This window comes from Nesterenkonia sp. CL21, assembly GCF_031705515.1.
In the GTDB taxonomy this organism is placed as follows: domain Bacteria; phylum Actinomycetota; class Actinomycetes; order Actinomycetales; family Micrococcaceae; genus Nesterenkonia; species Nesterenkonia aethiopica.
Map to the genome: position 1 here is coordinate 111,407 of NZ_JAUTWR010000007.1, position 20,203 is coordinate 131,609.

Annotated in this window: 22 protein-coding genes; 12 read left to right on the forward strand and 10 right to left on the reverse strand. The window is 69.8% G+C overall.

What is annotated here, in order from left to right; genetic code table 11:
- The first annotated feature begins 3 nt into the window (after positions 1-3).
- The 3 genes from Q7C18_RS11485 (at position 4) to Q7C18_RS11495 (ending at position 3,626) form a co-directional block, all read left to right on the forward strand.
- Positions 4-963, forward strand: coding sequence for a sugar ABC transporter permease (locus Q7C18_RS11485; RefSeq protein WP_311025512.1), 960 nt, complete (start codon positions 4-6; stop codon positions 961-963).
- A 2-nt stretch (positions 964-965) separates the two neighbouring features.
- Positions 966-1,829 (forward strand): carbohydrate ABC transporter permease, encoded by an 864-nt coding sequence (locus Q7C18_RS11490; protein WP_311025513.1) that lies wholly within the window; start codon positions 966-968, stop codon positions 1,827-1,829.
- Between the two features lie 84 nt (positions 1,830-1,913).
- Positions 1,914-3,626 carry a glycoside hydrolase family 13 protein gene (locus tag Q7C18_RS11495; RefSeq protein WP_311025514.1) on the forward strand — a complete coding sequence of 571 codons (1,713 nt, stop codon included), beginning with the start codon at positions 1,914-1,916 and terminating at the stop codon, positions 3,624-3,626.
- Between the two features lie 130 nt (positions 3,627-3,756).
- On the opposite strand, the gene serS is transcribed toward Q7C18_RS11495, so the two are convergent.
- Positions 3,757-5,046: a serine--tRNA ligase gene (serS, locus tag Q7C18_RS11500; protein WP_311025515.1), complete on the reverse strand. Its 1,290-nt coding sequence runs from the start codon at positions 5,044-5,046 to the stop codon at positions 3,757-3,759.
- Between the two features lie 67 nt (positions 5,047-5,113).
- Between serS and Q7C18_RS11505 the strand changes: the two genes are divergently transcribed.
- Positions 5,114-6,274: a diacylglycerol kinase family protein gene (locus Q7C18_RS11505; protein ID WP_311025516.1), complete on the forward strand. Its 1,161-nt coding sequence runs from the start codon at positions 5,114-5,116 to the stop codon at positions 6,272-6,274.
- A 17-nt stretch (positions 6,275-6,291) separates the two neighbouring features.
- Here Q7C18_RS11505 and pheA read toward each other — a convergent pair whose 3' ends face one another.
- Positions 6,292-7,239 carry a prephenate dehydratase gene (pheA, locus tag Q7C18_RS11510; RefSeq protein ID WP_272896834.1) on the reverse strand — a complete coding sequence of 316 codons (948 nt, stop codon included), beginning with the start codon at positions 7,237-7,239 and terminating at the stop codon, positions 6,292-6,294.
- Positions 7,236-7,565 carry a rhodanese-like domain-containing protein gene (locus Q7C18_RS11515; protein WP_070159728.1) on the reverse strand — a complete coding sequence of 110 codons (330 nt, stop codon included), beginning with the start codon at positions 7,563-7,565 and terminating at the stop codon, positions 7,236-7,238. Before Q7C18_RS11515 ends, pheA begins: the two co-directional genes overlap by 4 nt.
- Positions 7,566-7,731: 166 nt before the next feature.
- On the opposite strand from Q7C18_RS11515, the gene Q7C18_RS11520 reads away from it, so the two are divergent.
- The gene (locus Q7C18_RS11520) at positions 7,732-9,309 is read left to right on the forward strand and encodes an amidase (protein WP_311025517.1); all 1,578 of its coding nucleotides are present in this window, start codon (positions 7,732-7,734) and stop codon (positions 9,307-9,309) included.
- 117 nt (positions 9,310-9,426) lie between these two features.
- Here the strand turns inward: Q7C18_RS11520 and Q7C18_RS11525 are convergent, their stop codons facing one another.
- From Q7C18_RS11525 to Q7C18_RS11535, 3 genes are all read right to left on the reverse strand, one after another.
- Positions 9,427-9,648, reverse strand: coding sequence for a hypothetical protein (locus Q7C18_RS11525; RefSeq protein ID WP_170922657.1), 222 nt, complete (start codon positions 9,646-9,648; stop codon positions 9,427-9,429).
- 360 nt (positions 9,649-10,008) lie between these two features.
- Entirely contained in the window at positions 10,009-10,140 is a 132-nt protein-coding gene (locus tag Q7C18_RS11530) for a hypothetical protein (RefSeq protein ID WP_311025518.1), read from the reverse strand.
- Positions 10,141-10,363: 223 nt separating this feature from the next.
- A complete protein-coding gene (locus Q7C18_RS11535) occupies positions 10,364-10,579 on the reverse strand; it encodes a CsbD family protein (RefSeq protein WP_070159724.1) in 216 nt (71 codons plus the stop codon).
- Positions 10,580-10,802: 223 nt separating this feature from the next.
- Between Q7C18_RS11535 and Q7C18_RS11540 the strand changes: the two genes are divergently transcribed.
- Positions 10,803-11,366: a TIGR03086 family metal-binding protein gene (locus Q7C18_RS11540; RefSeq protein WP_070159722.1), complete on the forward strand. Its 564-nt coding sequence runs from the start codon at positions 10,803-10,805 to the stop codon at positions 11,364-11,366.
- Positions 11,367-11,477: 111 nt separating this feature from the next.
- Here the strand turns inward: Q7C18_RS11540 and Q7C18_RS11545 are convergent, their stop codons facing one another.
- Positions 11,478-11,999: a GNAT family N-acetyltransferase gene (locus Q7C18_RS11545; RefSeq protein ID WP_311025519.1), complete on the reverse strand. Its 522-nt coding sequence runs from the start codon at positions 11,997-11,999 to the stop codon at positions 11,478-11,480.
- Positions 12,000-12,053: 54 nt separating this feature from the next.
- Here Q7C18_RS11545 and Q7C18_RS11550 point away from each other — a divergent pair, with 54 nt between their 5' ends.
- Positions 12,054-12,347, forward strand: coding sequence for an antibiotic biosynthesis monooxygenase (locus tag Q7C18_RS11550; RefSeq protein WP_070159718.1), 294 nt, complete (start codon positions 12,054-12,056; stop codon positions 12,345-12,347).
- Entirely contained in the window at positions 12,344-13,033 is a 690-nt protein-coding gene (locus tag Q7C18_RS11555) for a DJ-1/PfpI family protein (protein WP_070159717.1), read from the forward strand. Before Q7C18_RS11550 ends, Q7C18_RS11555 begins: the two co-directional genes overlap by 4 nt.
- 24 nt (positions 13,034-13,057) lie before the next feature.
- Here Q7C18_RS11555 and Q7C18_RS11560 read toward each other — a convergent pair whose 3' ends face one another.
- Positions 13,058-14,398, reverse strand: a complete 1,341-nt coding sequence (locus Q7C18_RS11560; protein ID WP_070159715.1) for a uracil-xanthine permease family protein — start codon at positions 14,396-14,398, stop codon at positions 13,058-13,060.
- Positions 14,399-14,447: 49 nt separating this feature from the next.
- Between Q7C18_RS11560 and Q7C18_RS11565 the strand changes: the two genes are divergently transcribed.
- The 4 genes from Q7C18_RS11565 (at position 14,448) to Q7C18_RS11580 (ending at position 17,831) form a co-directional block, all read left to right on the forward strand.
- The gene (locus tag Q7C18_RS11565; RefSeq protein WP_311025520.1) at positions 14,448-15,164 is read left to right on the forward strand and encodes a copper homeostasis protein CutC; all 717 of its coding nucleotides are present in this window, start codon (positions 14,448-14,450) and stop codon (positions 15,162-15,164) included.
- 248 nt (positions 15,165-15,412) lie between these two features.
- Positions 15,413-15,949 (forward strand): diaminobutyrate acetyltransferase, encoded by a 537-nt coding sequence (gene ectA / locus Q7C18_RS11570; protein WP_070159711.1) that lies wholly within the window; start codon positions 15,413-15,415, stop codon positions 15,947-15,949.
- Positions 15,950-16,039: 90 nt separating this feature from the next.
- Positions 16,040-17,326, forward strand: coding sequence for a diaminobutyrate--2-oxoglutarate transaminase (ectB, locus tag Q7C18_RS11575; RefSeq protein WP_070159709.1), 1,287 nt, complete (start codon positions 16,040-16,042; stop codon positions 17,324-17,326).
- Positions 17,327-17,441: 115 nt separating this feature from the next.
- Positions 17,442-17,831: an ectoine synthase gene (locus Q7C18_RS11580; protein ID WP_070159707.1), complete on the forward strand. Its 390-nt coding sequence runs from the start codon at positions 17,442-17,444 to the stop codon at positions 17,829-17,831.
- Positions 17,832-17,913: 82 nt separating this feature from the next.
- Here Q7C18_RS11580 and Q7C18_RS11585 read toward each other — a convergent pair whose 3' ends face one another.
- The gene (locus tag Q7C18_RS11585; protein WP_311025521.1) at positions 17,914-18,855 is read right to left on the reverse strand and encodes an ROK family protein; all 942 of its coding nucleotides are present in this window, start codon (positions 18,853-18,855) and stop codon (positions 17,914-17,916) included.
- Positions 18,852-20,009: an ROK family transcriptional regulator gene (locus Q7C18_RS11590; protein WP_311025522.1), complete on the reverse strand. Its 1,158-nt coding sequence runs from the start codon at positions 20,007-20,009 to the stop codon at positions 18,852-18,854. The genes Q7C18_RS11585 and Q7C18_RS11590 overlap by 4 nt, the downstream gene beginning before the upstream one ends.
- Positions 20,010-20,203 lie beyond the last annotated feature (194 nt).

Here is a 20,203-nt window from a genome sequence, read left to right on the forward strand (position 1 = left end):
ATCATGTCTCACAGCACCGCTGACACTCGGACACCCGCAGACACCCCCGCCCCGGCCTCGGGATCCTCCGGCACCCGCCGAGCGCCCCAGCCCTCCACGTCGGGGCCCCGGCGGGGCCCGGACCTCACCCATTGGCTGTTCCTTCTGCCCACGCTCATCGCCTTCACCCTGGCCATCGCCCTGCCGGCGGTGATGGGCATCTTCTTCAGCTTCACGAACTCGGTGGGCTACGGCGACTGGGACTTCGTGGGTCTGGCCAACTACCGGCTCATGCTGACCGACCCGGCCATCCTGTGGTCCTTCGGCTTCACGCTGGGCTTCGCCGCGGTGACCGTGGTGGTCACCAACATCATCGCTTTCCTCCTGGCGGTGGGGCTGACGTCCCAGATCCGCGCCCGCATCACCATGCGGACCATCTTCGTCATTCCCATGGTCGTCTCGCCGATCATCATCGCCTTCGTCTTCCAGTTCCTGTTCGCCCGCTCCCTGCCGGCGGCCGCCCAGACTGTCGGGTTCGGTCCGCTGGAGTCGAGCATCCTGGCCGACGCGGACCTGGCCTGGATCTCGATCGTGATCGTCACCGCCTGGCAGGCCATCCCCGGCACCATGCTGATCTACATCGCCGGACTCGTGGCCATCCCCGACGACGTCTACGAGGCCTCCGCCCTCGACGGCGCCAGCCCGTGGAAGCAGCTGCTGAAGATCACCGTCCCGCTGATGAGCGGGTACATCCTCATCAACGTCATCCTCACCTTCAAGAACTTCCTCAACGCCTACGACATCATCGTGGGCCTCACCGACGGAGGACCCGGCACCGCCACCCGCTCGGTCGCGATGACCATCTTCTCCGGGTTCACCGACGGCGACTACGCCTACCAGATGGCCACCGCCACCATCTTTTTCCTCATCACCCTCGCCATCGCCCTCATCCAGCTGCGCCTGATGCGCCGAAAGGAGAAGTGATCATGTCCACCCAGGAGATCACCTCGAGCAAGGCGTCACGCACCAGGCGCCGGTACAACCTCCCGCTGACCGTCGTGCTCGCACTGTGCACGCTGACGGTGCTGATTCCGCTGTTCGTGACGGTGTCCATGGCGTTCAAATCCGGGGCCCAGGCCGTCCAGGGTGAGGCGTTCACCCTGCCGAACCCGCTGAGCATCGAAGGCTTCATCGAGGCTTGGCGGCTGACGGACTTCCCGGTCAGCTTCGGCATCTCGGTTTTCGTCTCCGCGATCGCCGTGGCCGGTGCGGTGCTGATCAGCAGCATGGCCGCCTACGCGATCCACGCCAACTGGGAGCGACGGTTCTTCAAGTTCGCGTTCTTCTACATCCTGGCCGCCATGTTCCTACCCTTCCCGGTGCTCGCCCTCTCGCAGATCAAGCTCACCGGGATGGTGGGACTGGACACCCCGCTGGGTGTGGGCATCCTGCACATCATGTTCCATCTGGGATTCAACGTGCTGCTGCTGACCACCTTCCTGCGCAACATGCCCCATGAGCTGGAGGAGGCGGCCAGGATCGACGGCGCGAGCACCTGGCAGACGTTCTGGCGGGTCATCTTCCCCGTGCTGGCCCCGATGAGCGCCACGGTGGGCATCTTCGCCTTCCTGTTCTCCTGGAACGACTTCATGATGCCCTCGATGATCATCTCCGACCCCTCCCTGCAGACGCTGCCCGTGGTGAACCAGCTCTTCCAGAGCCAGTTCAGCAGCAACTACCACGTCTCCTTCGCCTCCTACCTGATGGCGCTGGCCCCCTCGATCCTGGTCTTCGTCTTCACCCAGCGCTGGGTGCTCTCCGGAGTCACCCAGGGCGCGGTGAAGTCCTGAGGACCCCCGCAGTCCGTATCGTGACCATCTGACACCCACATCTGACACCCACACCTGACACCCGCTGAGAAAGGAACCCGCCCTGTGACTTCCACCCCGCAGACCGACGTCGTCGGTTCGCCGCAGCGCCCTGCCGCCGAGGACCCCACCTGGTGGCGGCAGGCCGCTGTGTATCAGATCTACCCGCGCAGCTTCGCCGATGCCAACGGCGACGGCATCGGCGATCTGCAGGGCATCATCTCCCGCGTCCCCTACCTCTCAGGGCTGGGGATCGACGCGGTCTGGCTGAGCCCGTTCTACCCCTCCGCCCTGGCCGACGGCGGGTACGACGTCGCCGACTATCGCGACGTCGACCCCCGGATCGGCACGCTCGAGGAGTTCGACCAGATGGTGGCCGCCCTGCACGCCGAGGGCATCAAGGTGGTGGTGGACATCGTCCCCAACCACTCCTCGGACGATCACGTGTGGTTCCGCCAGGCACTGGCCGCCGGGCCGGGCAGCCCGGAGCGGGAGCGCTACATCTTCCGCGACGGCGCCGGAGACGACGGCTCGGAGCCGCCCACCGACTGGACCAGCATCTTCGGCGGCCCCGCCTGGACCCGAGTCACCGAGCCGGACGGCACGCCGGGCCAGTGGTACCTGCACCTCTTCGCCCCGGAGCAGCCCGACTTCAACTGGGCCAACCCCGAAGTCCGTGCTGACTTCCTGAAGACTCTGCGCTTCTGGTCCGACCGCGGCGTCGACGGCTTCCGCATCGACGTCGCCCACGCGCTGACCAAGGACCTCACCGACCCGCTGCCCTCAGAGGCGGAGCTGGACGCGATCCCGCGCGGCGAGGGCCAGCACCCGATCTGGGACCGCGACGAGGTCCACGAGATCTACGCGGAGTGGCGCAAGGTCTTCGACTCCTACGACCCGCCGCGCACCGCCGTGGCCGAGGCCTGGGTGGAGCGCCACCGGCGCCCGCGCTACGCCAGCGCCGAGGGCCTGGGGCAGGCCTTCGAGTTCGACCTGCTCACCCAGGAGTTCGACGCCGCCGCGTTCAAGGAGGTCGTCGTCGACAGCCTCACCCTCGCCGCGGAGTCCGGCTCCTCCTCCACCTGGGTGCTCTCCAATCACGACGTGGTCCGGCACGCCACCCGCTACGGGCTGCCCCCGCTGGCCGACCAGGTCGGCAGCACGGAGCAGGACCAGAAGCAGGGCGCCGCCTGGGTGCTCGCCGGCGGGCCGGAGGATCAGCTGGACCGGGAGCAGGGTGAGCGGCGTGCGCGTGCCGCGACGCTCTTCGAGCTCGCCCTGCCCGGGTCGGCCTACCTGTACCAGGGTGAGGAGCTGGGCCTGCACGAAGTCGGCGACATCGCCGACGACGCCCGGCAGGACCCGACGTTCTTCCGGAACCCGGGCGTGGACAAGGGCCGTGACGGCTGCCGCGTCCCGCTGCCGTGGGCCCGTACGGGCTCCTCCTTCGGCTTCGGCCCCGGCCCGGCCCACCTGCCGCAGCCGCAGTGGTTCGCCGAGTACTCCGTGGAGGCCCAGGACGGTCAGCAGGACTCTACTCTGGAGCTCTACCGGTCCGCGCTGCGGCTGCGCCGCCAGCTGCAGACCGCGGAGACTCTCGAGTGGGTCGACACCGGGCGCGACGACGTCCTCGCCTTCCGCCGTCCGGGCGGCTGGGTGACCGTCACGAACTTCGGCACCGCCGAGACTCCGCTGCCGGCAGGCGAGGTGCTGCTGGCCAGCGCCCCGCTACGGGACGGCCAGCTGCCCGGCGAGGCCACCGCCTGGATCCGCCAGTAGCTCCCTTCTACGCAGTGACACAGCGCTGACGCAGCAGACGGCGGCGGACCCTGACCGGGTCCGCCGCCGTCTGCTGTGCTGCGATGTGCTGCGGTGCGGGGCGCTCCACTGTGCGGGGCGCTCCGCCCGGTCAGCGGACCGGCTCGAGCACCTCCAGGCCGCCCAGGTAGGGACGCAGCGCCTCGGGCACGCGCACCGAGCCGTCGGCCTGCTGGTGGTTCTCCAGGATGGCGACCAGCCACCGAGTGGTGGCCAGCGTGCCGTTCAGGGTGGCCACCGGGCGGGTGGGCCCCTTGGAGCCGTCCGGGGTGACGGTGCGCTCCCGGATGTTCAGCCGCCGTGCCTGGAAGGTGGTGCAGTCCGAGGTGGAGGTCAGCTCGCGGTAGGTGCCCTGGGTGGGGACCCAGGCCTCGCAGTCGAACTTCCGGGCCGCGGAGAGGCCGAGGTCCCCGGCGGCGATGTCCACCACCCGGTAGGGCAGCTCGAGCGCGGAGAGCATCTCCTCCTCCCAGCCGAGCATGCGGCGGTGCTCGGCCGCCGCGTCCTCCTGGGAGCAGTAGATGAACATCTCCAGCTTGTTGAACTGGTGCACGCGCAGGATCCCGCGGGTGTCCTTGCCGTGCGAGCCGGCCTCCCGGCGGTAGCAGGAGGACCATCCGGCGTAGCGGATCGGGCCGCCGGTGAGGTCCATGATCTCGTCGGCGTGGTACCCGGCGATCGCCACCTCAGAGGTGCCCACCAGGTAGAGGTCGTCCCGCTCGAGCCGGTAGATCTCCTCGTCGTGCTCGACGTCGAAACCGGTGCCCTGCATGGTCTCCGGACGCACCAGGGTGGGGGTGATCATCGGAGTGAAGCCTGCGCCGAGCGCCTTGTCCAGGCCCATCTGCATGATGGCCAGCTCCAGGCGGGCTCCGAAGCCTTTGAGGAAGTAGAACCGCGCACCGGAGACCTTCGCCCCGCGCTCCATGTCGACGGCATCCAGCCCTTCTGCCAGGGCCAGGTGGTCCTTCGGCTCGAAGCCCTCGCCGGCGAAGTCCCGCGGCGTGCCTTCCTCGCGCAGGACCACGAAGTCCTCTTCCCCGCCGGCGGGGACGCCGTCGTGGATGAGGTTCGGAACCCGGCGCTGCAGGTCGCGCAGCTGATCCTCGGCCTCCCCGGAGGCCGCCTCAGCGGCCTTCACCTGGGCGGCCAGGTCCTTCACCTCGGCGAGCAGCCGCTGCTTCTCCTCGCCCTGGGCCTGAGCCACCTTCTTGCCGAAGGCCTTCTGCTCCGCGCGCAGGGACTCGAACCGGGAGATCGCCTCGTTCCGGGCCTGCTGCGCGGAGATCAGCTGATCCACTACGGACTCGTCGGCCTGCCGCGCGCGCTGGCTGGCCCTGTAGGCGTCGGGGTTCTCGATGAGGTCCTTGATGTCGATCACGGGCCCCAGCCTATCGGGTCACGCCGGTTTCAGGCGCTCCCCAGGTCAGCCTGGATAGACTGGCCCGGTGAGCCTGGAGCTGCTGACCACCCTGCTGATCGTCTCCGCCGTCGTGCACGTCATCGCGCTGGCGGTGATCGTCCGCGCCCTGGTCACCACCCGGCGCCTGCAGGGGGAGATCGCGGAGATCGGTCGCCTCCGTGATCAGCAGGAGGCCGCACCGACCGCCCCGGCCCGTGCCGGCCGCCAGGTGGCCCTGGTGGTCAACCCCACCAAGGCAGAAGCCGACGAGGTCGTCCGGCTGGTGCACTCGGCATGCTCCCGGGCCGGAATGCCCGCCCCGCTGCTGCTGGCCACCACCGCGGAGGACCCCGGCCAGCGGATGGCCGCCGAGGCCCTGGAGAAGGGCGCCGACATCGTCGTCGCCGCCGGCGGCGACGGCACCGTCCGGGCGGTGGCCAAGGAGCTGACCGGCACCGACGCCGCTCTGGGCATCATACCCATGGGCACCGGGAACCTCTTCGCCCGCAACATCGGGCTCCCCCACCATGACCTGTCCGCCTGCGTGGACGAGGCCCTGCACGGGCTCGCCCACCGTGTGGACACCCTCGACCTGGCCCTGCATCGCGAGGACGGCTCCACGGAGAAGGAGAACTCGCTGGTGATCGCCGGCGGCGGGCTCGACGCCGAAGTCATGAGCGACACCCGCGAGGCGCTGAAGGCCCGGGCGGGGTGGCTCGCCTACGGCGAGGCCGGCATGCGACACGTGATGGGGCGCCGTCGTGCCATCACCGTGGCCGTGGACGACGCCGAGCCGGAGACCCACCGGGTCCGTTCGGTGCTGCTGGCCAACTGCGGGATGCTCCAGGCCGGGATGGTGCTGGTCCCCTCGGCCCGCTTCGACGACGGCATGCTCGACGCGGTGCTGTTCACCCCGCGGCACGCCTGGGACTGGGCGAAGATCATCGCCAAGACCGTCACCCGGTTCTCCGCCGAGATCCCGGTCATGACCGTGCGTCAGGCCCGGGTGAGCACCTTGACCATGGCCGAGCCGCTGCCCTTCCAGATCGACGGCGACGCCGTCGGGGAGGTGGTCGCGGTCGAGGCCAGGGTGCGGCCGGCGTCGTTGACCGTCAACGGGGTGGCGGCGGTGCCGTGGCTGGAGTCCGGACGTTTCACCGTGGACCCCGCCGAGGACTGGGAGCCCACGCACGAGACGCGCGACTGATCACCGCGAGCGACTGATCACCGGCGGCGCAGCGCCTCGATCCAGGTGCGCGCCGCGGAGAAGGCGGCTTCGCTGACGTCGGCGGTCACCTGCTGGGGACGCTGATCCGCCCGGGGGTAGGAGCCCAGGAAGCGGATCTTCGGCGAGATCCGGTGGACCCCGGCGAGCGCGTCAGCCACCCGGGCCTCGTCGATGTGACCCTCCAGGTCGATGGAGAAGAAGTACTTCCCCAGGCCGTCTCCGGTGGGGCGGGACTCGATGCGGCACAGGTTCACCCCGCGGGTGGAGAAATGCTCCAGCAGCTCCATCAGCGCGCCGGCGCGGTCCTCCGGCAGCGGGATCATGATCGTGGTCTTGTCGGCCCCGGTGGCCTCCGGCACAGGTCCGGGCTTGGAGACCAGCACGAAGCGGGTGACCGCCCCGGCGACGTCCTCCACACCGTGGGCGACGACGTGCAGCCCGAGCTGCTCCGCCACCAAGGGAGCACAGATGGCCGCGTCGGCGGCGTGGTCCTCCTGGAGCAGGGCCCGCGCCCCCGCCGCGGTGGAGGAGGCCGGGATGAACTCGGCATGCGGCACGGACACCTCGGCCCAGCGGCGCACCTGCGCCCACGCGTGGGTGTGGGTGGTCAACGAGCGGATGCGGCTCAGTGTGGTGGGCTCGCGGGAGGCGACCACGAAGGTGATGGGCACCAGCGCCTCGGCGACGATGTGCAGCTGGTGCGCCACCGAGACGGCGTCGAGGGTGGCGGTCACCCCGCCCTCGACCGAGTTCTCGATCGGCACCATGGCGGCGTCGACGGTGCCGTCCTCCACCATGGTCAGCGCGGAGAGCACCGAGGCGGCGGGGACCCGTTCGGCCTCGTGCGCTCCGGGCATCTGCAGCAGGGCGGCCTCGGTGAAGGTCCCGGCGGGCCCCAGGTAGGAGTAGCGGGCGAAGGGCAGGTTCTCAGGCGGCTGGCTCACAGGACCCGGGGCTCCTCTCCGCCGTCGGTCTCCAAGGGCCGGCCGGCCTCCACCCAGCCGTCCATGCCGTCGGCCACGAAGACCGCCGAATACCCCTGGGCGGTGAGCCACTGGGTGATCTGCACCGACCGCCCCCCGGTGCGGCAGATGACGTGGTAGTCCTCATCCGGGTCCAGCTCCGCGTCAAAACGCGCCGGGATCTGGTCCACGGGGATGTGCAGCGCGCCCGGCGCATGGCCGGCGGCGAACTCGTAGTCCTCACGGACGTCCAGCAGGTGGGCGCCCGCGGGCACATCAGCGGCGCGCACGGTCTCGAAGTCCGACATGACTGCCTCCCTGGTGACGGGGACGGGGTCCCGGCATGTGACGATCTGCTCCGCGACGAGACTACCGGCTCCGCCTGTGCGGGCGTGGGCGCGACGCCGTCGGCCCAGCATCCGAGACGGGTGCCGCCCCTGCCGTTTCGGGGCCCGTGGTGCATAGGGTGGCGTCATGAGCCATCGCCCCGATCCGCCCGCCCCTGATCAGGCCCACACCACGGACACCTCCATGACGGACTTCCGCGCCGCGACGGCCGCCCACTGGCGGGCGGCGTTCCTGGCCGGAGACGTGACGGCGGTGGAGCTGGCGACCACCGCACTCACCGCTGCGGCGGCCGGCTCCCGGCTGGGCGCGTTCCTCCACGTGGACGCTGAGGCGGCGCTGGCCCGCGCCGCGGAGATCGATGCGGTGCGCGGCCTCGTGCTGGGCACCGGTCGGGACAGGACGGCGCGGCTGAGCGAGCTCTCCGCCCATCATCCGTTGCTGGGGCTGCCCACGGCCTTCAAGGATCTGGTGGACGTCGCCGGGATGCCCACCACGATGGGCACCACGGCGCTGCCTCCCCGGGTGCCGGGCCGGGACGACCCGCTGGCCCGCCGGGTCCACTTCGCCGGCGCGGTCTCCGTGGGCAAGACCCAGGTGCCGGAGTTCGGCCTGCCCTGCTATTCGGAGAACGCCCTGGCCGCCCCGTCTCGGAACCCGCTGGACCCAGCCCGGATCTCGGGCGGCTCCACCGGCGGTGGGGCCGCCGCAGTGGCGGCCGGAATGCTGCCGCTGGCCCCGGGCAGCGACGGCGGCGGTTCGGTGAGGATCCCTGCGGCGGCCTGCGGGCTGGTGGGGCTGAAGCCGGGGCGGGGTCGCCTCCCCGATGACGCCGCCTCCACCCGGGTGGAGGACCTGGTGGTCTCCGGACCGATCGCCGAGACCGCCGAGGACGCGGCGCTGCTCTTCGACGTCATGGCCGGGCACCGCTTCGAGGTTCCGGACCGGCCGCGCGGTCGGCGGGCCCGACGGCGCGAGGCAGAGGCCGGCGTCGTGCTGGCGCAGGGGCCGGCGATGCGCGCAGTGCGACAGGCCCTGGACTCGGGGCTGAGCCCCCTGCGGGTGGGCGTCACCACGGAGTCGCCGTTCAGCCCGGACCTGGACATCGTGCTCGACGAGGATGCGGTGCGAGCCCTGGAGGTGGGGCTCGGACGACTCGAGGCTCTCGGGCACGCACTGCAGGGTCGTTCGCGAGGGGGTCAGGCCGGCGGCCTCACGGGCGACCTCCGGGACCGCCTCTGGCCTGCCGACTATCACCGACATTTCCAGGCGCTGTGGACCTCCCGCCTGGGGCAGGCCGGGTTCACCGGAGACCAGCTGGAGCAGCTCGCTCCGCTGACCCGGCATTTCGTGGAGCTCTCCGCCGAGCGTCCGGAGGAGGAGACGGCGCAGGCCAGGGCCGCGCTGCAGCAGGCCTCCGACCACGCGGAGGATGTTCTGGGCAACTGGGATGTGCTGGTCACCCCGATGCTCGCCTTCCGGGCACCACCGGTGGGCTGGTTCGCCTCCCTCGACCCCGCCGAGGACTACATTCAGCAGTGCCGGTTCACCCCGTACTCCTCCGTGGTGAACGTGCTGGGCCTGCCCGCGGTCACCGTGCCGGTGCACACCGATGCGGACGGAATGAGCTGGTCGGTGCAGATCATCGGCCGGCACGGGCAGGAGGAGCGGCTGCTCGCCCTGGCGGCGACGATGCAGGCCGGCTGAGCGCTGCGCGGTCTGGAGCATGGCCGGTCTGGAGCATGGCCGGTCAGGAACGTGACGACGCCGGGCCGCCCGGTGGGGCGACCCGGCGTGCCGGATGGTGAGGCATCACAGATGCGGTCAGAACTGGCGGGGGAACGTGAGCACGCGCAGGGCGGCCTGCTCACGGCGCTCCTCGGCCTCCTGGCGCACCATGCGACGACGGTGGACCTCCTGCGGACTCAGCCGCGGGACGCGGCGCACCTGCTCACGCTGGGTGCGCGTCGCCCACTCCACCATGGCGGAACCCACGGAGTGGGCGGCCCGGCGCAGAAGAGACTGATGGAAAGAACTGCTGTGCACGACAGACACTGATGAACTCCAGAGAAGAAAAAGGGCATGAGTAGGCCCAGAAAAAGATGTGTGAGAAGAAAAACTGATCCGGACAGGCGGAATTCAGCTCAAAGTGAGTGAAGACGGCCTGGGCGATGAGGCGTGGAAGTCTCCGCGCACTGCTGCGGAAGAGGACCAAGGACCACGGGGATCAGACGAGCGCAGTCCGTGGAAGCACGGACTTCGCGGGACCGACCGACCGCAGAGGATCTGCGGGAGCCTCAGGCTGGCCGTCCCCGCACACGGGGCCGAACGCGGACGCCGGGGCGCCACGATTCGTGCCGGTGCTGCGGGAAGGCGGCGAGCGTCAGCTCTGCCGTCGCGCGAGAATCACGCGGTGCATCCCTGATAGATGCCGCCGAGGACTCCGCGGGGGTAGGCGATCGCTCGATCGGTCCCGACATCACGCCCGGTCATGCCGGTCGCGCCGGTGCTGTGAGCCAGCTTCTGTGTGATCTTCATGGTGATCGCCCCCTCCTCTCGTCGGACCCTGCGGCACAGGAATGATGCGCTCAACAATAACAGCCCATTCGGCGGTTGTGAACATCTTCGCCGATATTTCCTGGAAATTCTTCGGAAGATTCTTGTGGGTCGCGCGGAAACCTTCCGGACATGACGACGCCGGGACCGCATCTGCGATCCCGGCGCCGCTCAGAGTTCGAGGTTCACACCCCGAAGGACGGACTCACTTCTTGAAGTTGTCGGTGAAGCCCTTGGCGGCATCCTTGAGGTCGCCCGCCGTGTCCTTGACGTTCTCGGCGGTCTCCTTGACCTTGCCCTGGAGGTCCTGGGCCTTGCCTTCGCCTTCGGTGCGCTTGTCACCGGTGGCCTTGCCCGCCGCCTCCTTGGCCTGGCCTGACACCTGGTCCTTCGCGGCGTCGAACTTGTCTCCGAGTCCCATAGTGAACTCCTCTCCGTCGGTGACATGTGGACACGCGTCACGTTACCGGTCAGAAGTTTCGGCGTCATCAGGTGCCGGCAGATTCACAGGAAACGCGCAGACAGCTCCCGACGGCGGCGGAGCCGTGACGCACACGTTCCGGGCACAGGGCGGCCGCGACCCCTCGCCGCCCGGGTCGAGGCGTCAGTACACTCGTCGCACCGCCGCAGACCTCAGGAGCGCCATGAGCCTTCCCGCCGCCCCCGCCGCGCGCCACCGCCGCGTCGCCGAGGACTTCACACGAGTGAGTGCTGCCGTCACGGACTGGGACGCGCCCACTCCTGTGCCCGAGTGGCGAGCGCGGGACGTCCCGCGCCACCTGGTGGAGTGGTCCAGTGAGTTCCTTCGGTCCGTGGACGTCATCCTGACCGCCGGCCCCTCCCCGCTCCATGATCCGCACGGCGCCTGGCGCCACCACCGGGAGCAGATCCAGAGCCTGGTGGACGCCGAGGACGCCGACCGGGATGTCACCCACCCGCAGCTGGGCACGCTGCCGCTGCAGGACATGGTGGATCGCTTCTACACCGCCGACGTCTTCATGCACACCTGGGATCTCGCCGTCGCCACAGGCCAGGACCCGGCCCTGGACGAGGAGCACGCCGAGGCCCTGCTGCAGGGGATGCGCCCGATGGAAGAGGCGATGCGCTCCTCGGGACAGTTCGGCCCGCCGGTCCCCGTCGACGACGACGCCCCCGCCTCCGCGCAGCTCATGGGGTTCATCGGACGTGACCCCCACTGGAGGCCCTGACGACGTCCCGCGGCGCCCCCACCAGATTCTCGATCCTCACCGATCTTCGCGGGGTTCGAGAATCTCGGAGGGGCAGCACGCGACGGGGGCGCCGGGGGCGCCGGAGCATCATCAGGGCTGGAGCGACGTCGGTCGGCCCATGACGATGCGGGGCCACCTGCCCAGCCCGTGCTCCGCTTCTGCGCGCACCCGCGCGACCAGCTCGGCACCCCAGCGCTCGGGGCTCAGCTCCCGGAATCCGAGCCGCCGATAGTAGGGAGCGTTCCAGGGCACATGGACAAACGTGGTCAGCGTCAGGGCGTCCAACCCTTGCTCTGCGGCCCAGGCCGACGCACGGTCCAGCAGCGCGGCCCCGATCCGGCGCCCGGACCATGCCGGGTCCACGGAGACCTGCTCCACGTGGCCGGCGTCGTCGAGCCGTTCGGCCAGCAGATACCCGACGACGATTCCCTCGCAGACATGCACCCAGGCGGCGCCGGTCGCGACGACGGCGGCGAACTCCTCCGCGGTGACGGCCTCGTCGTCGGCGATGTCCTCCATCGGAGTGCCCACGAAGAGCAGCCCGGCACGATGCTCGATCTGCACCACGGCCGCGTGGTCACCGAGCGTGGCCTCTCTGATGCTGCTGTCCATCTCTCCTCCTCAGCGCCTCTTCCACAGGAGCCTCCGCTGTGCCATGCTCGCCCCATGATCACAGAGCACGCCATCCTTCCGGTCTCCCCCGGCCGCGAGTCCGAGTTCGAGGCGGCGTTCGCCCAGGCGCGACCGCTGATCAGCTCGATGCCGGGCTTCCTGGGCCTGGAGCTGCTGCGCTCCCAGGAGACGCCGGAGGAGTATCTGCTGCTCGTGAGGTGGGAGACGGTGGAGCACCACACCGAGGGGTTCCGCGACTCCCCCGAGTATCAGCGCTGGAAGGCGCTGCTGCACCACTTCTATGACCCGTTCCCCCGCGTCGAGCACTTCACCGAGGTGAGATCATGACCGAGCCCCTGCACGTCGTCGCGCTGCTGTTCCCCCACGTCACCCAGCTGGACTTCACCGGCCCGGCTCAGGTCTTCGCGAAGATGCCCGGGGCCGAGCTGCACGTCGCCGCCGATTCCCTGGACCCGGTGCCCACCGATGCCGGGTTCAGCATTCTGCCCACCACCACGCTGGAGGCGGCCCCGCAGGCCGATGTGCTGTTCGTCCCGGGCGGCCGCGGCACCTTCGAACTGCTGGAGGACGAGCCGACGCTGGCGTTCCTCCGCCGCCAGGCCGCCGAGGCCCAATGGGTGACCAGCGTGTGCACCGGCTCATTCCTGCTGGGCGCGGCCGGGCTGCTGCGCGGGCGGCGGGCCACCAGCCACTGGGGCTCCCTGCATCTGCTGGAGCGTCTGGGGGCGATCCCCACCGCGGAGCGGGTGGTCCGCGACGGCCCGGTGATCACGGCTGCAGGCGTCTCGGCCGGCATCGACTTCGCCCTGCGGCTGACCGCGGAGATCCACGGCGACGACGTCGCCAAGCGCCTGCAGCTGCTGCTGGAGTATGACCCCGAGCCGCCGTTCGACGCCGGCGCGCCGTCCCGTCCCGACGCCGATGACGAGCTCGCCCAGGCGCAGATCTCCGCCACCACGGAGCTGCGCGGAGACGTCGTCGAGCGGGCCGCGGCACGGCTGACGGGGGACTGAAGCCCGGAGTTCAGACGAGCGGGATCAGGCGCCTGGTCGCGGGGCTACCTCGTCGGGAACGGGCTCGTCCCGCGCCTCAGGCGGCAGTGCCGTACCGCGCATCCGGGCGACGGCGCTCATCCCATGGTGGATGGCCAGGGCGGCGAAGCTGCCCAGGGCGATGCCTTCGAAGACGATCTGGCCGAACTCCATGGTGAAGTTGGCGATGGCGATGACCAGCGGCACCCCGGCCACGGCCAGGTTGATGGGGTCGGCGAAGTCCACGCGGTTCTGCACCCAGATGCGGACACCGAGGATGCCGATCATCCCGTAGAGAACGGTGCCCGCACCGCCGAGCACCCCGGCGGGGACGGTGGCGATCACGGCCCCGACCTTGGGCAGCAGCCCCAGCGCGATGGCGAAGAGCCCGGCCACCCAGTAGGCGGCGGTCGAGTAGACGCGCGAGGAAGCCATGACGCCGATGTTCTCCGCGTAGGTGGTGGTGCCGGATCCTCCGCCGGAGCCGGCGAGCATGGTGGCCACCCCGTCGGCCATCAGGGCCCGGCCGGTGACCGGGTCCAGGTCACGGCGGGTCATCAGCGCCACGGACTTCACGTGGCCGACGTTCTCGGCCACCAGCACCAGGACCACCGGCAGGAACAGCCCGATGGTGCCCACATGGAAGCTCGGTGCGGTGAAGTCCGGCAGACCGAACCAGGCGGCGTCGCCGACGCCGGAGAAGTCGACCTCCCCGCGCAGCACCGCCACCAGGTAGCCGACGAGCACGCCCACGAGGATGGCCAGCCGGCCCAGCAGCCCACGGAACAGCACCCCGGCGAGCAGCATCGCCACGATCGTCACCGTGGCGGTCACGGGCTCGACGTTGACGTTGTTCCAGGCCGCAGGGGCCAGGTTCAGTCCGATGAGCGCGACAATCGCACCAGTGACCACCGGCGGCATGAGCAGCTGGATCCACCGGGTGCCGGCCACATGGACGATGAGGCCGACCAGGAACAGTCCGGCCCCGGCCATCACGATGCCGCCGAGCGCCCCGGACATTCCGTACTGGCCCATGGAGGCGCCCACCGGGGCCAGGAACGCGAAAGAAGACCCCAGGTAGGAGGGCACGCGTCCAGCGGTGATGATGAGGAAGAGGATGGTGCCCAGCCCGGAGAACAGCAGCGTGGTCGAGGGCGGGAAGCCGGTGATCAGCGGCACCAGGAAGGTGGCGCCGAACATGGCCACCACGTGCTGCATGCCGATGCCGGTGGTGCGGCCCCAGCTGAGCCGCTCGTCGGGGGCGACGACGTCGCCGGGGCGGACGGTGCGCCCGTCGCCGTGCAGGGTCCAGCCGAGGCCAGGGATGAGAGTCTTGGTCACAGACATGCACCTTACCGGGACGGGATGACCCGGAGATCACGGAGGCCGACCCGCCATGCAGCTCGAGATCGCCGTCCAAGACGTGGCAGGAATCCAGGTGGCCCACGACCACGGCGCTGACCGGGCCGAACTGTGCCAGGCGCTGGTCACCGGAGGGCTGACTCCGACGTCGGGCATGATCCGCCAGGCGGTCGAGCTGGGACTGCCGGCCCGCCCGTTGATCCGTCCGCGCGGCGGCGGATACCTCTACTCCTCTGCCGAGGTCGCCGTGATGCGCCAGGATGTGCGGGCGCTGCGGGAAGCTGGTGCGGCAGGAGTGATCGTCGGCGCGCTGGACGATCACGGGCTGGACCATCCCGCCCTGCGCCGGTTGGTCGAGGCGGCCGACGGGCTGCCGGTGGTGGTCCACCGGTGTGTGGATGTGCTGCTCGCCGCCGGGCTCACCACGCCGCCGCAGCTCGTCGAGGAGCTGCTGGACCTCGGCGTCAGCGGGGTGCTCACCTCCGGAGGAGCCGCGACGGCGCCCGAAGGGACCAGCGTCATCGGTCAGCTGGCGGAGGCCGGTGCGGGCCGGCTGGAGATCATCGCCGGCGGCGGGGTCCGCGCCGCGCATGTGGCGGGCCTGGCGGAGGCCGGCGCCGACGTCGTCCATCTCTCGGCCGGCTCCCCGGTCACCCACGGATCCCCGGGGCCGGGAGGAGGGGAAGGATCGTATGTCACCACCGACGCCGCGCTGGTGCAGGCGGCACGGTCCGCCGTCGACGCCGCCTGACAGTTCGATCCGGCATATCGTGCCTCTCCTCACATCCCCTTGACACGGTTTGCCGAAATTCAGATCACAGCACAATCACAGTATTTGATGAGATCTGCGATTCTTGCGTCGTCGTGGCGGATCCCACTCACCGCAAGGATGCCGCGCCACGGGGAAAGCCCGCAGGAAAAGCCAGCAGGGGGTGTTTTCACCCCGATTTCACCGGGGTCAGGGTTGATCTGTCTGTGTGGCTCACTACTGTGGAACCGATGTCGAACTCCGCAGACACCCCTGCCCAGAACGGGGAACGTGTCGAGATCCGCACCCTCGAGGTGACCGACGGCGCCGCCCTGTGGCGGCTGGCCGCCGGCACCGGCGTGCTGGATGTCAACACCCCGTACGCCTACCTCCTGTGGGCCCGCGACTTCGCCGACACCTCCGTGATCGCGCTCGTCGACGGCCAGCCCGCAGGATTCATCTCCGGCTATCACCGGCCGGGGGACCCCGAGACCCTGTTCATCTGGCAGGTCGCGGTGGACTCCGCCTTCCGCGGACGCCGCCTGGCCTCCCGGATGCTCGCCGACGTCGTGGCACGCTCCGGCGCCTCCCGACTGGAGACCACGATCACCGCGGACAACGCCGCATCGATCGCGCTGTTCACCGGGCTCGCCCGCGACCAGGGTGCCGAGATCACCCGATCCGACCTCTTCACGGAGGAGCTGTTCCCGCCGTCCTCCGAGACCGGCGAGGAGCACGCGGCCGAGGACCTCTACACGGTCTCACCGCTGAACACCTCTGACAGCTGAGCCCGGCGCCGTCGACGCGCCGACCCCCGACGTCCACCTGACCCCGAGCGGCGGAGAGACCTCCGCCGCGCCATCAAGGAGACCAGCACCATGGCCACCGACATCTTCGAAACTCGTGAATCCCAGGTCCGCAGCTACTGCAAGAACTGGCCCGCCGTGTTCGAGAAGTCCTCGGGCGCGTACCAGTTCACCGAGGACGGCTCCCGCTATCTGGACTTCTTCTCCGGCGCCGGCGCCCTGAACTACGGGCACAACCACCCGGAGCTGCGGGACCTGGTGGTGGACTACGTCGCCAACGACGGCGTCACCCACTCCCTGGACATGAAGACCCCGGCCAAGCGCCGCTTCCTGGAGACCTTCGAACGGATCATCCTGGAGCCGCGGAACCTCGACTACAAGGTCATGTTCCCCGGCCCCACGGGCACCAACACGGTGGAGGCCGCGCTGAAGCTGGCCCGCAAGGTGACCGGCCGCCAGCACATCCTGTCCTTCACCAACGCGTTCCACGGCATGACGCTGGGTTCGCTGTCGGTGACCGGCAACTCGATGAAGCGCCGCGGCGCCGGCATCCCGCTGACCAACTCCTCGAAGATCCCCTATGACGACTATTTCGACGGCGACATCCCGGACTTCATCTGGCTGGAGAAGGTCCTCGAGGACTCCGGCTCCGGCGTGGACAAGCCCGCCGCCGTCATCGTGGAGACCGTGCAGGGCGAGGGCGGCCTGAACGCCGCCCGCATGGAGTGGCTCAAGGGCCTCTCCGACCTGCTGCGCCGTCACAAGATCCTGCTGATCATCGACGACGTCCAGGCCGGCTGCGGCCGCACCGGCACCTTCTTCTCCTTCGAGAAGGCCGGCATCACCCCGGACATCGTCTGCGTGTCCAAGTCCATCTCCGGCTACGGCCTGCCGATGGCGCTGACCCTGTTCCGCCCGGAGCTCGACGTCTGGGAGGGCGGAGAGCACAACGGCACCTTCCGCGGGAACAACCTCGCCTTCGTCACCGCCGCCCGCGCCCTGGAGCTGTTCTGGGCCGACGATTCCTTCGAGAAGGAGCTGGCCGGCAAGATCGACGAGCTGCGCGAGGGTCTGGAGCAGATCGCCGGGCATGTGAAGGGCGCGACCCTGCGCGGCCGCGGCTTCCTCTCTGGCATCTGCTTCCCGGACCCGGACACCGCCGGCAAGGTGGCCGCCGAGGCCTATAAGCGCAACCTGCTGGTGGAGACCTCCGGCCCGGAGGACGAGGTCGTCAAGGTCATGCCGCCGCTGACCATCGACTCCGAGGACCTGCAGAAGGGCCTGAAGGTCATCGAGGACGCCGTCCTGGCCGCGACCGGCCAGATGGGCGAGCCTTCGCGGGTGCGCCCCCCGCACTGATCGGAGAGCCCGGAGCGGCCCCCGCGGTGCGCGTCCCCGCCGGGGCCGCTTCGGCGCGCTAGACTCCGGGCCAGCACTCGCCCCACCGACCGTCCTCAGCTGACAGGAGACCTGCATGTACACGCTGCACATCGACGACCTCAACGACACCGAGCGCGACATCCGCCACGGCAACTGGCGTTCGCGCCGGATGGTCCTGGGCAAGGAGAAGGTCGGCTTCTCCTTCCACGAGACCACCATCTTCGCCGGCACCACCAGCGAGTTCTGGTACGCCAACCACGTGGAGGCCGTCTACTGCGTCGGCGGCAAGGGCACGCTGACGAACCTGGAGACCGGCGAGAAGCACGACATCACCGACGGCTTCCTGTACCTGCTCGACGGCCACGAGAAGCACCGCGTGGAGGTCGAGGAGGAGCTGCGCATGATCTGCGTGTTCAACCCGCCGGTGACCGGCAAGGAAGTCCACGACGAGAACGGCGTGTACCCGCTGATCATCGAGGACTGACCTCCTCCTTCAGCGCTCTGACCTCGCACGTCTGAGCACCACGACGGCGCCCGTCCCGGCACTTCCGGGGCGGGCGCCGTCGTCAGTGGGGTCGCTGCCCTACCAGGGCGGCGCCGAACGCGGCGGCCAGCGAGCCGGCAGGCAGGGTCTCCACGCGGTCAGCGAGCCGCAGAGAGGCCAGGAAGTGCGAGGCCGTCGCCTCCTGCTCGAGGACCTCAGCAACTGGATCGAGAAGGCGGCCCCCCAAGGCGGCCACGCCTCCCCCCAGGACCACAGTGGAGACATCCAGGGACAGTGTGAGCACCCGCACCGCCGAAGCCACGGCCCAGGCGATCTCTCCACGCATGCGCTGCGCCCAGCGATCGCCGGCCTCTGCCGCGTCAAAGACCTCATGCACGGCCCCTGCGCCAGGACGGCCCCACCGCCTCGCCACGGCTCCACCGCCGGCGTAGGCCTCGATGCAGCCCCGCTGGCCACAGGCACACAGAGGTCCCGTGGGGTCGATGGACAGGTGGCCGATCTCGCCTGCCACGCCGGCAGATCCACGCCACAGCTCACCGTTCAGCACAGCACCCGCGGCCACGCCGGTGCCCAGGTTCAGATACCCCAAGGCCTCATCCACGCCGCCCCGGAGGGCATACGCCCCCAGAGCCGCCGCCTTGACGTCGTTCTCCACACTGACGGGCACCGCGGTCACCCGCTCAAGCAGCTCCCGGAGATCCAAGTCCTGCAGCCCCAGATTGACCGCGTGCCGTACGACTGACCCTCCAGGATCGACCTGCCCGGGCATGCCGATACCGATCGACCGAACGTCGCCGGCCGCACACTGGTCCGTCAGTCCGCGAAGAGCTGTCCGGATCGTCTCCAGCACACCTGCGGCCCCGGGCTGAGTGGGCAGCCGGATACGCGCGACGAGGGAGTCGTGAGCATCGAGCGCGACGGCGTCAGTCTTCGTCCCGCCCACATCGAGTCCGACTCGCACCGTGGAGGCTTGGTCAGTCTGCGGCACTGACAGGGGCGTCATGAGACGCCCAGCTCAGATTCCAGGACCATGACGAGCCCGCCCCGCAGAACGATGTCATCACTGTCGGCCGGCAGGCGCATCCTCACCTGCGTGTGGAATCGACCCAGGATCCGACTGCGCAGCGCCTCCTGCGCGGCGTCGAGGAACGTCCCCTCCAGGAGGCTCCGGGGGCCGGCGACGACCACATCGGAGAGGTTCAGCGCGCCGACGATGGGCGCCAGCAGGATCCCGAGCTTGGTTCCGGCGCCGCTGAGCACGTCCTCGATCGGACGGCCCGCTCGTTCCGCCTCCTGCACCAGCTCACCCAGCCGCGGCACCGAGATCCACGACTCCAAGCATCCGCGCTTGCCGCACACGCATTCCGGACCGCCGCCCTCACCCACCGGCACATGGCCGATCTCACCGGCGGCGTTGTATCGACCGACCACGAGTTCGCCACGGATCATGAGCGCCCCGCCGACACCGCGTCCCACACGGACGAGGAACATGTCAGGGTCACCGCCCCCGAGGGTCTGCTCCGCCAGCGCCGCGGCATTGGCATCATTGCGGACCACCACAGGCACGCTCAGCTCCCGGTGCAGCAGGTCCCTCAGCGGGACGCCGTCCCAGCCGATGTTGGGCGCCGTCAGCACCACGCCTTGGTCCGAGACGACTCCGGGTGTGCCGACACCGACGCCCAAGACTCGACGATCCGCCAGGGCCAGCAGGTTGCGCGCCAATGCGAGGACCGTCACCTGCGCCTGGTCGCTGGTCTCCCGCCCCCGGCGGGGCTCTTCGAGGCAGGCGAGAATCGTGCCGGTCAGGTCCATCACCGCACCGCGGTAGGCCTCGGCGCCCGAGAGATCCAGCGAGATGACCTGCAGACCTTCCCGGTCCAGGTCCACCAGGACTCCCGGCTTCCCCGGTCCGGAACGCGCCCTGGGGCCCTGCTCCACGACGACCTCTCGCGCGATCAGCTCGCCCACGAGTCCGGAGGCGGTCACGCGGGTCAGCCCTGTTGCTCGCGCAAGATCCGCACGGCTCATCGGCCCGGCGTGGAACAGCTCCCGCTGCACGAGGGCCAGGTTATGCACCCTCACGTGCTCCGGCAGAACGGGGCCTGCGGGTCGTGCGCTGCGGGACTGCGGCCCGGAAGGGCGTGCCAGAGAACTCATGTTTGTAAGTATGACTTACAAAGCGGCGCGACCACCAGGGCAGGAGCCAACTCGATTCGAGCACTGTCCCCTGAATCAGAAGGGAGAGTGCCACGTGGCGGACTTCACATGACTTCGGTCCAGCCTCTTCCATTTTGTTAGTAAAGGCTCCATACTTTTTCCTACGACGGCCTGCACCCCTCGACGAGGGGCGC

Bases quoted from the DNA above. Each gene is read 5' to 3' on its own strand.
- Q7C18_RS11485 (WP_311025512.1), top strand. From the start codon at position 4: ATGTCTCACAGCACCGCTGACACTCGGACACCCGCAGACACCCCCGCC.
- Q7C18_RS11490 (WP_311025513.1), top strand. From the start codon at position 966: ATGTCCACCCAGGAGATCACCTCGAGCAAGGCGTCACGCACCAGGCGC.
- Q7C18_RS11515 (WP_070159728.1), bottom strand. From the start codon at position 7,565: ATGTCGGACTTCGAGACCGTGCGCGCCGCTGATGTGCCCGCGGGCGCC.
- Q7C18_RS11520 (WP_311025517.1), top strand. From the start codon at position 7,732: ATGAGCCATCGCCCCGATCCGCCCGCCCCTGATCAGGCCCACACCACG.
- Q7C18_RS11530 (WP_311025518.1), bottom strand. From the start codon at position 10,140: ATGAAGATCACACAGAAGCTGGCTCACAGCACCGGCGCGACCGGCATG.
- Q7C18_RS11535 (WP_070159724.1), bottom strand. From the start codon at position 10,579: ATGGGACTCGGAGACAAGTTCGACGCCGCGAAGGACCAGGTGTCAGGC.
- Q7C18_RS11540 (WP_070159722.1), top strand. From the start codon at position 10,803: ATGAGCCTTCCCGCCGCCCCCGCCGCGCGCCACCGCCGCGTCGCCGAG.
- Q7C18_RS11545 (WP_311025519.1), bottom strand. From the start codon at position 11,999: ATGGACAGCAGCATCAGAGAGGCCACGCTCGGTGACCACGCGGCCGTG.
- Q7C18_RS11550 (WP_070159718.1), top strand. From the start codon at position 12,054: ATGATCACAGAGCACGCCATCCTTCCGGTCTCCCCCGGCCGCGAGTCC.
- Q7C18_RS11555 (WP_070159717.1), top strand. From the start codon at position 12,344: ATGACCGAGCCCCTGCACGTCGTCGCGCTGCTGTTCCCCCACGTCACC.
- Q7C18_RS11560 (WP_070159715.1), bottom strand. From the start codon at position 14,398: ATGTCTGTGACCAAGACTCTCATCCCTGGCCTCGGCTGGACCCTGCAC.
- Q7C18_RS11565 (WP_311025520.1), top strand. From the start codon at position 14,448: ATGCAGCTCGAGATCGCCGTCCAAGACGTGGCAGGAATCCAGGTGGCC.
- ectA (WP_070159711.1), top strand. From the start codon at position 15,413: ATGTCGAACTCCGCAGACACCCCTGCCCAGAACGGGGAACGTGTCGAG.
- ectB (WP_070159709.1), top strand. From the start codon at position 16,040: ATGGCCACCGACATCTTCGAAACTCGTGAATCCCAGGTCCGCAGCTAC.
- Q7C18_RS11580 (WP_070159707.1), top strand. From the start codon at position 17,442: ATGTACACGCTGCACATCGACGACCTCAACGACACCGAGCGCGACATC.
- Q7C18_RS11585 (WP_311025521.1), bottom strand. From the start codon at position 18,855: ATGACGCCCCTGTCAGTGCCGCAGACTGACCAAGCCTCCACGGTGCGA.
- Q7C18_RS11590 (WP_311025522.1), bottom strand. From the start codon at position 20,009: ATGAGTTCTCTGGCACGCCCTTCCGGGCCGCAGTCCCGCAGCGCACGA.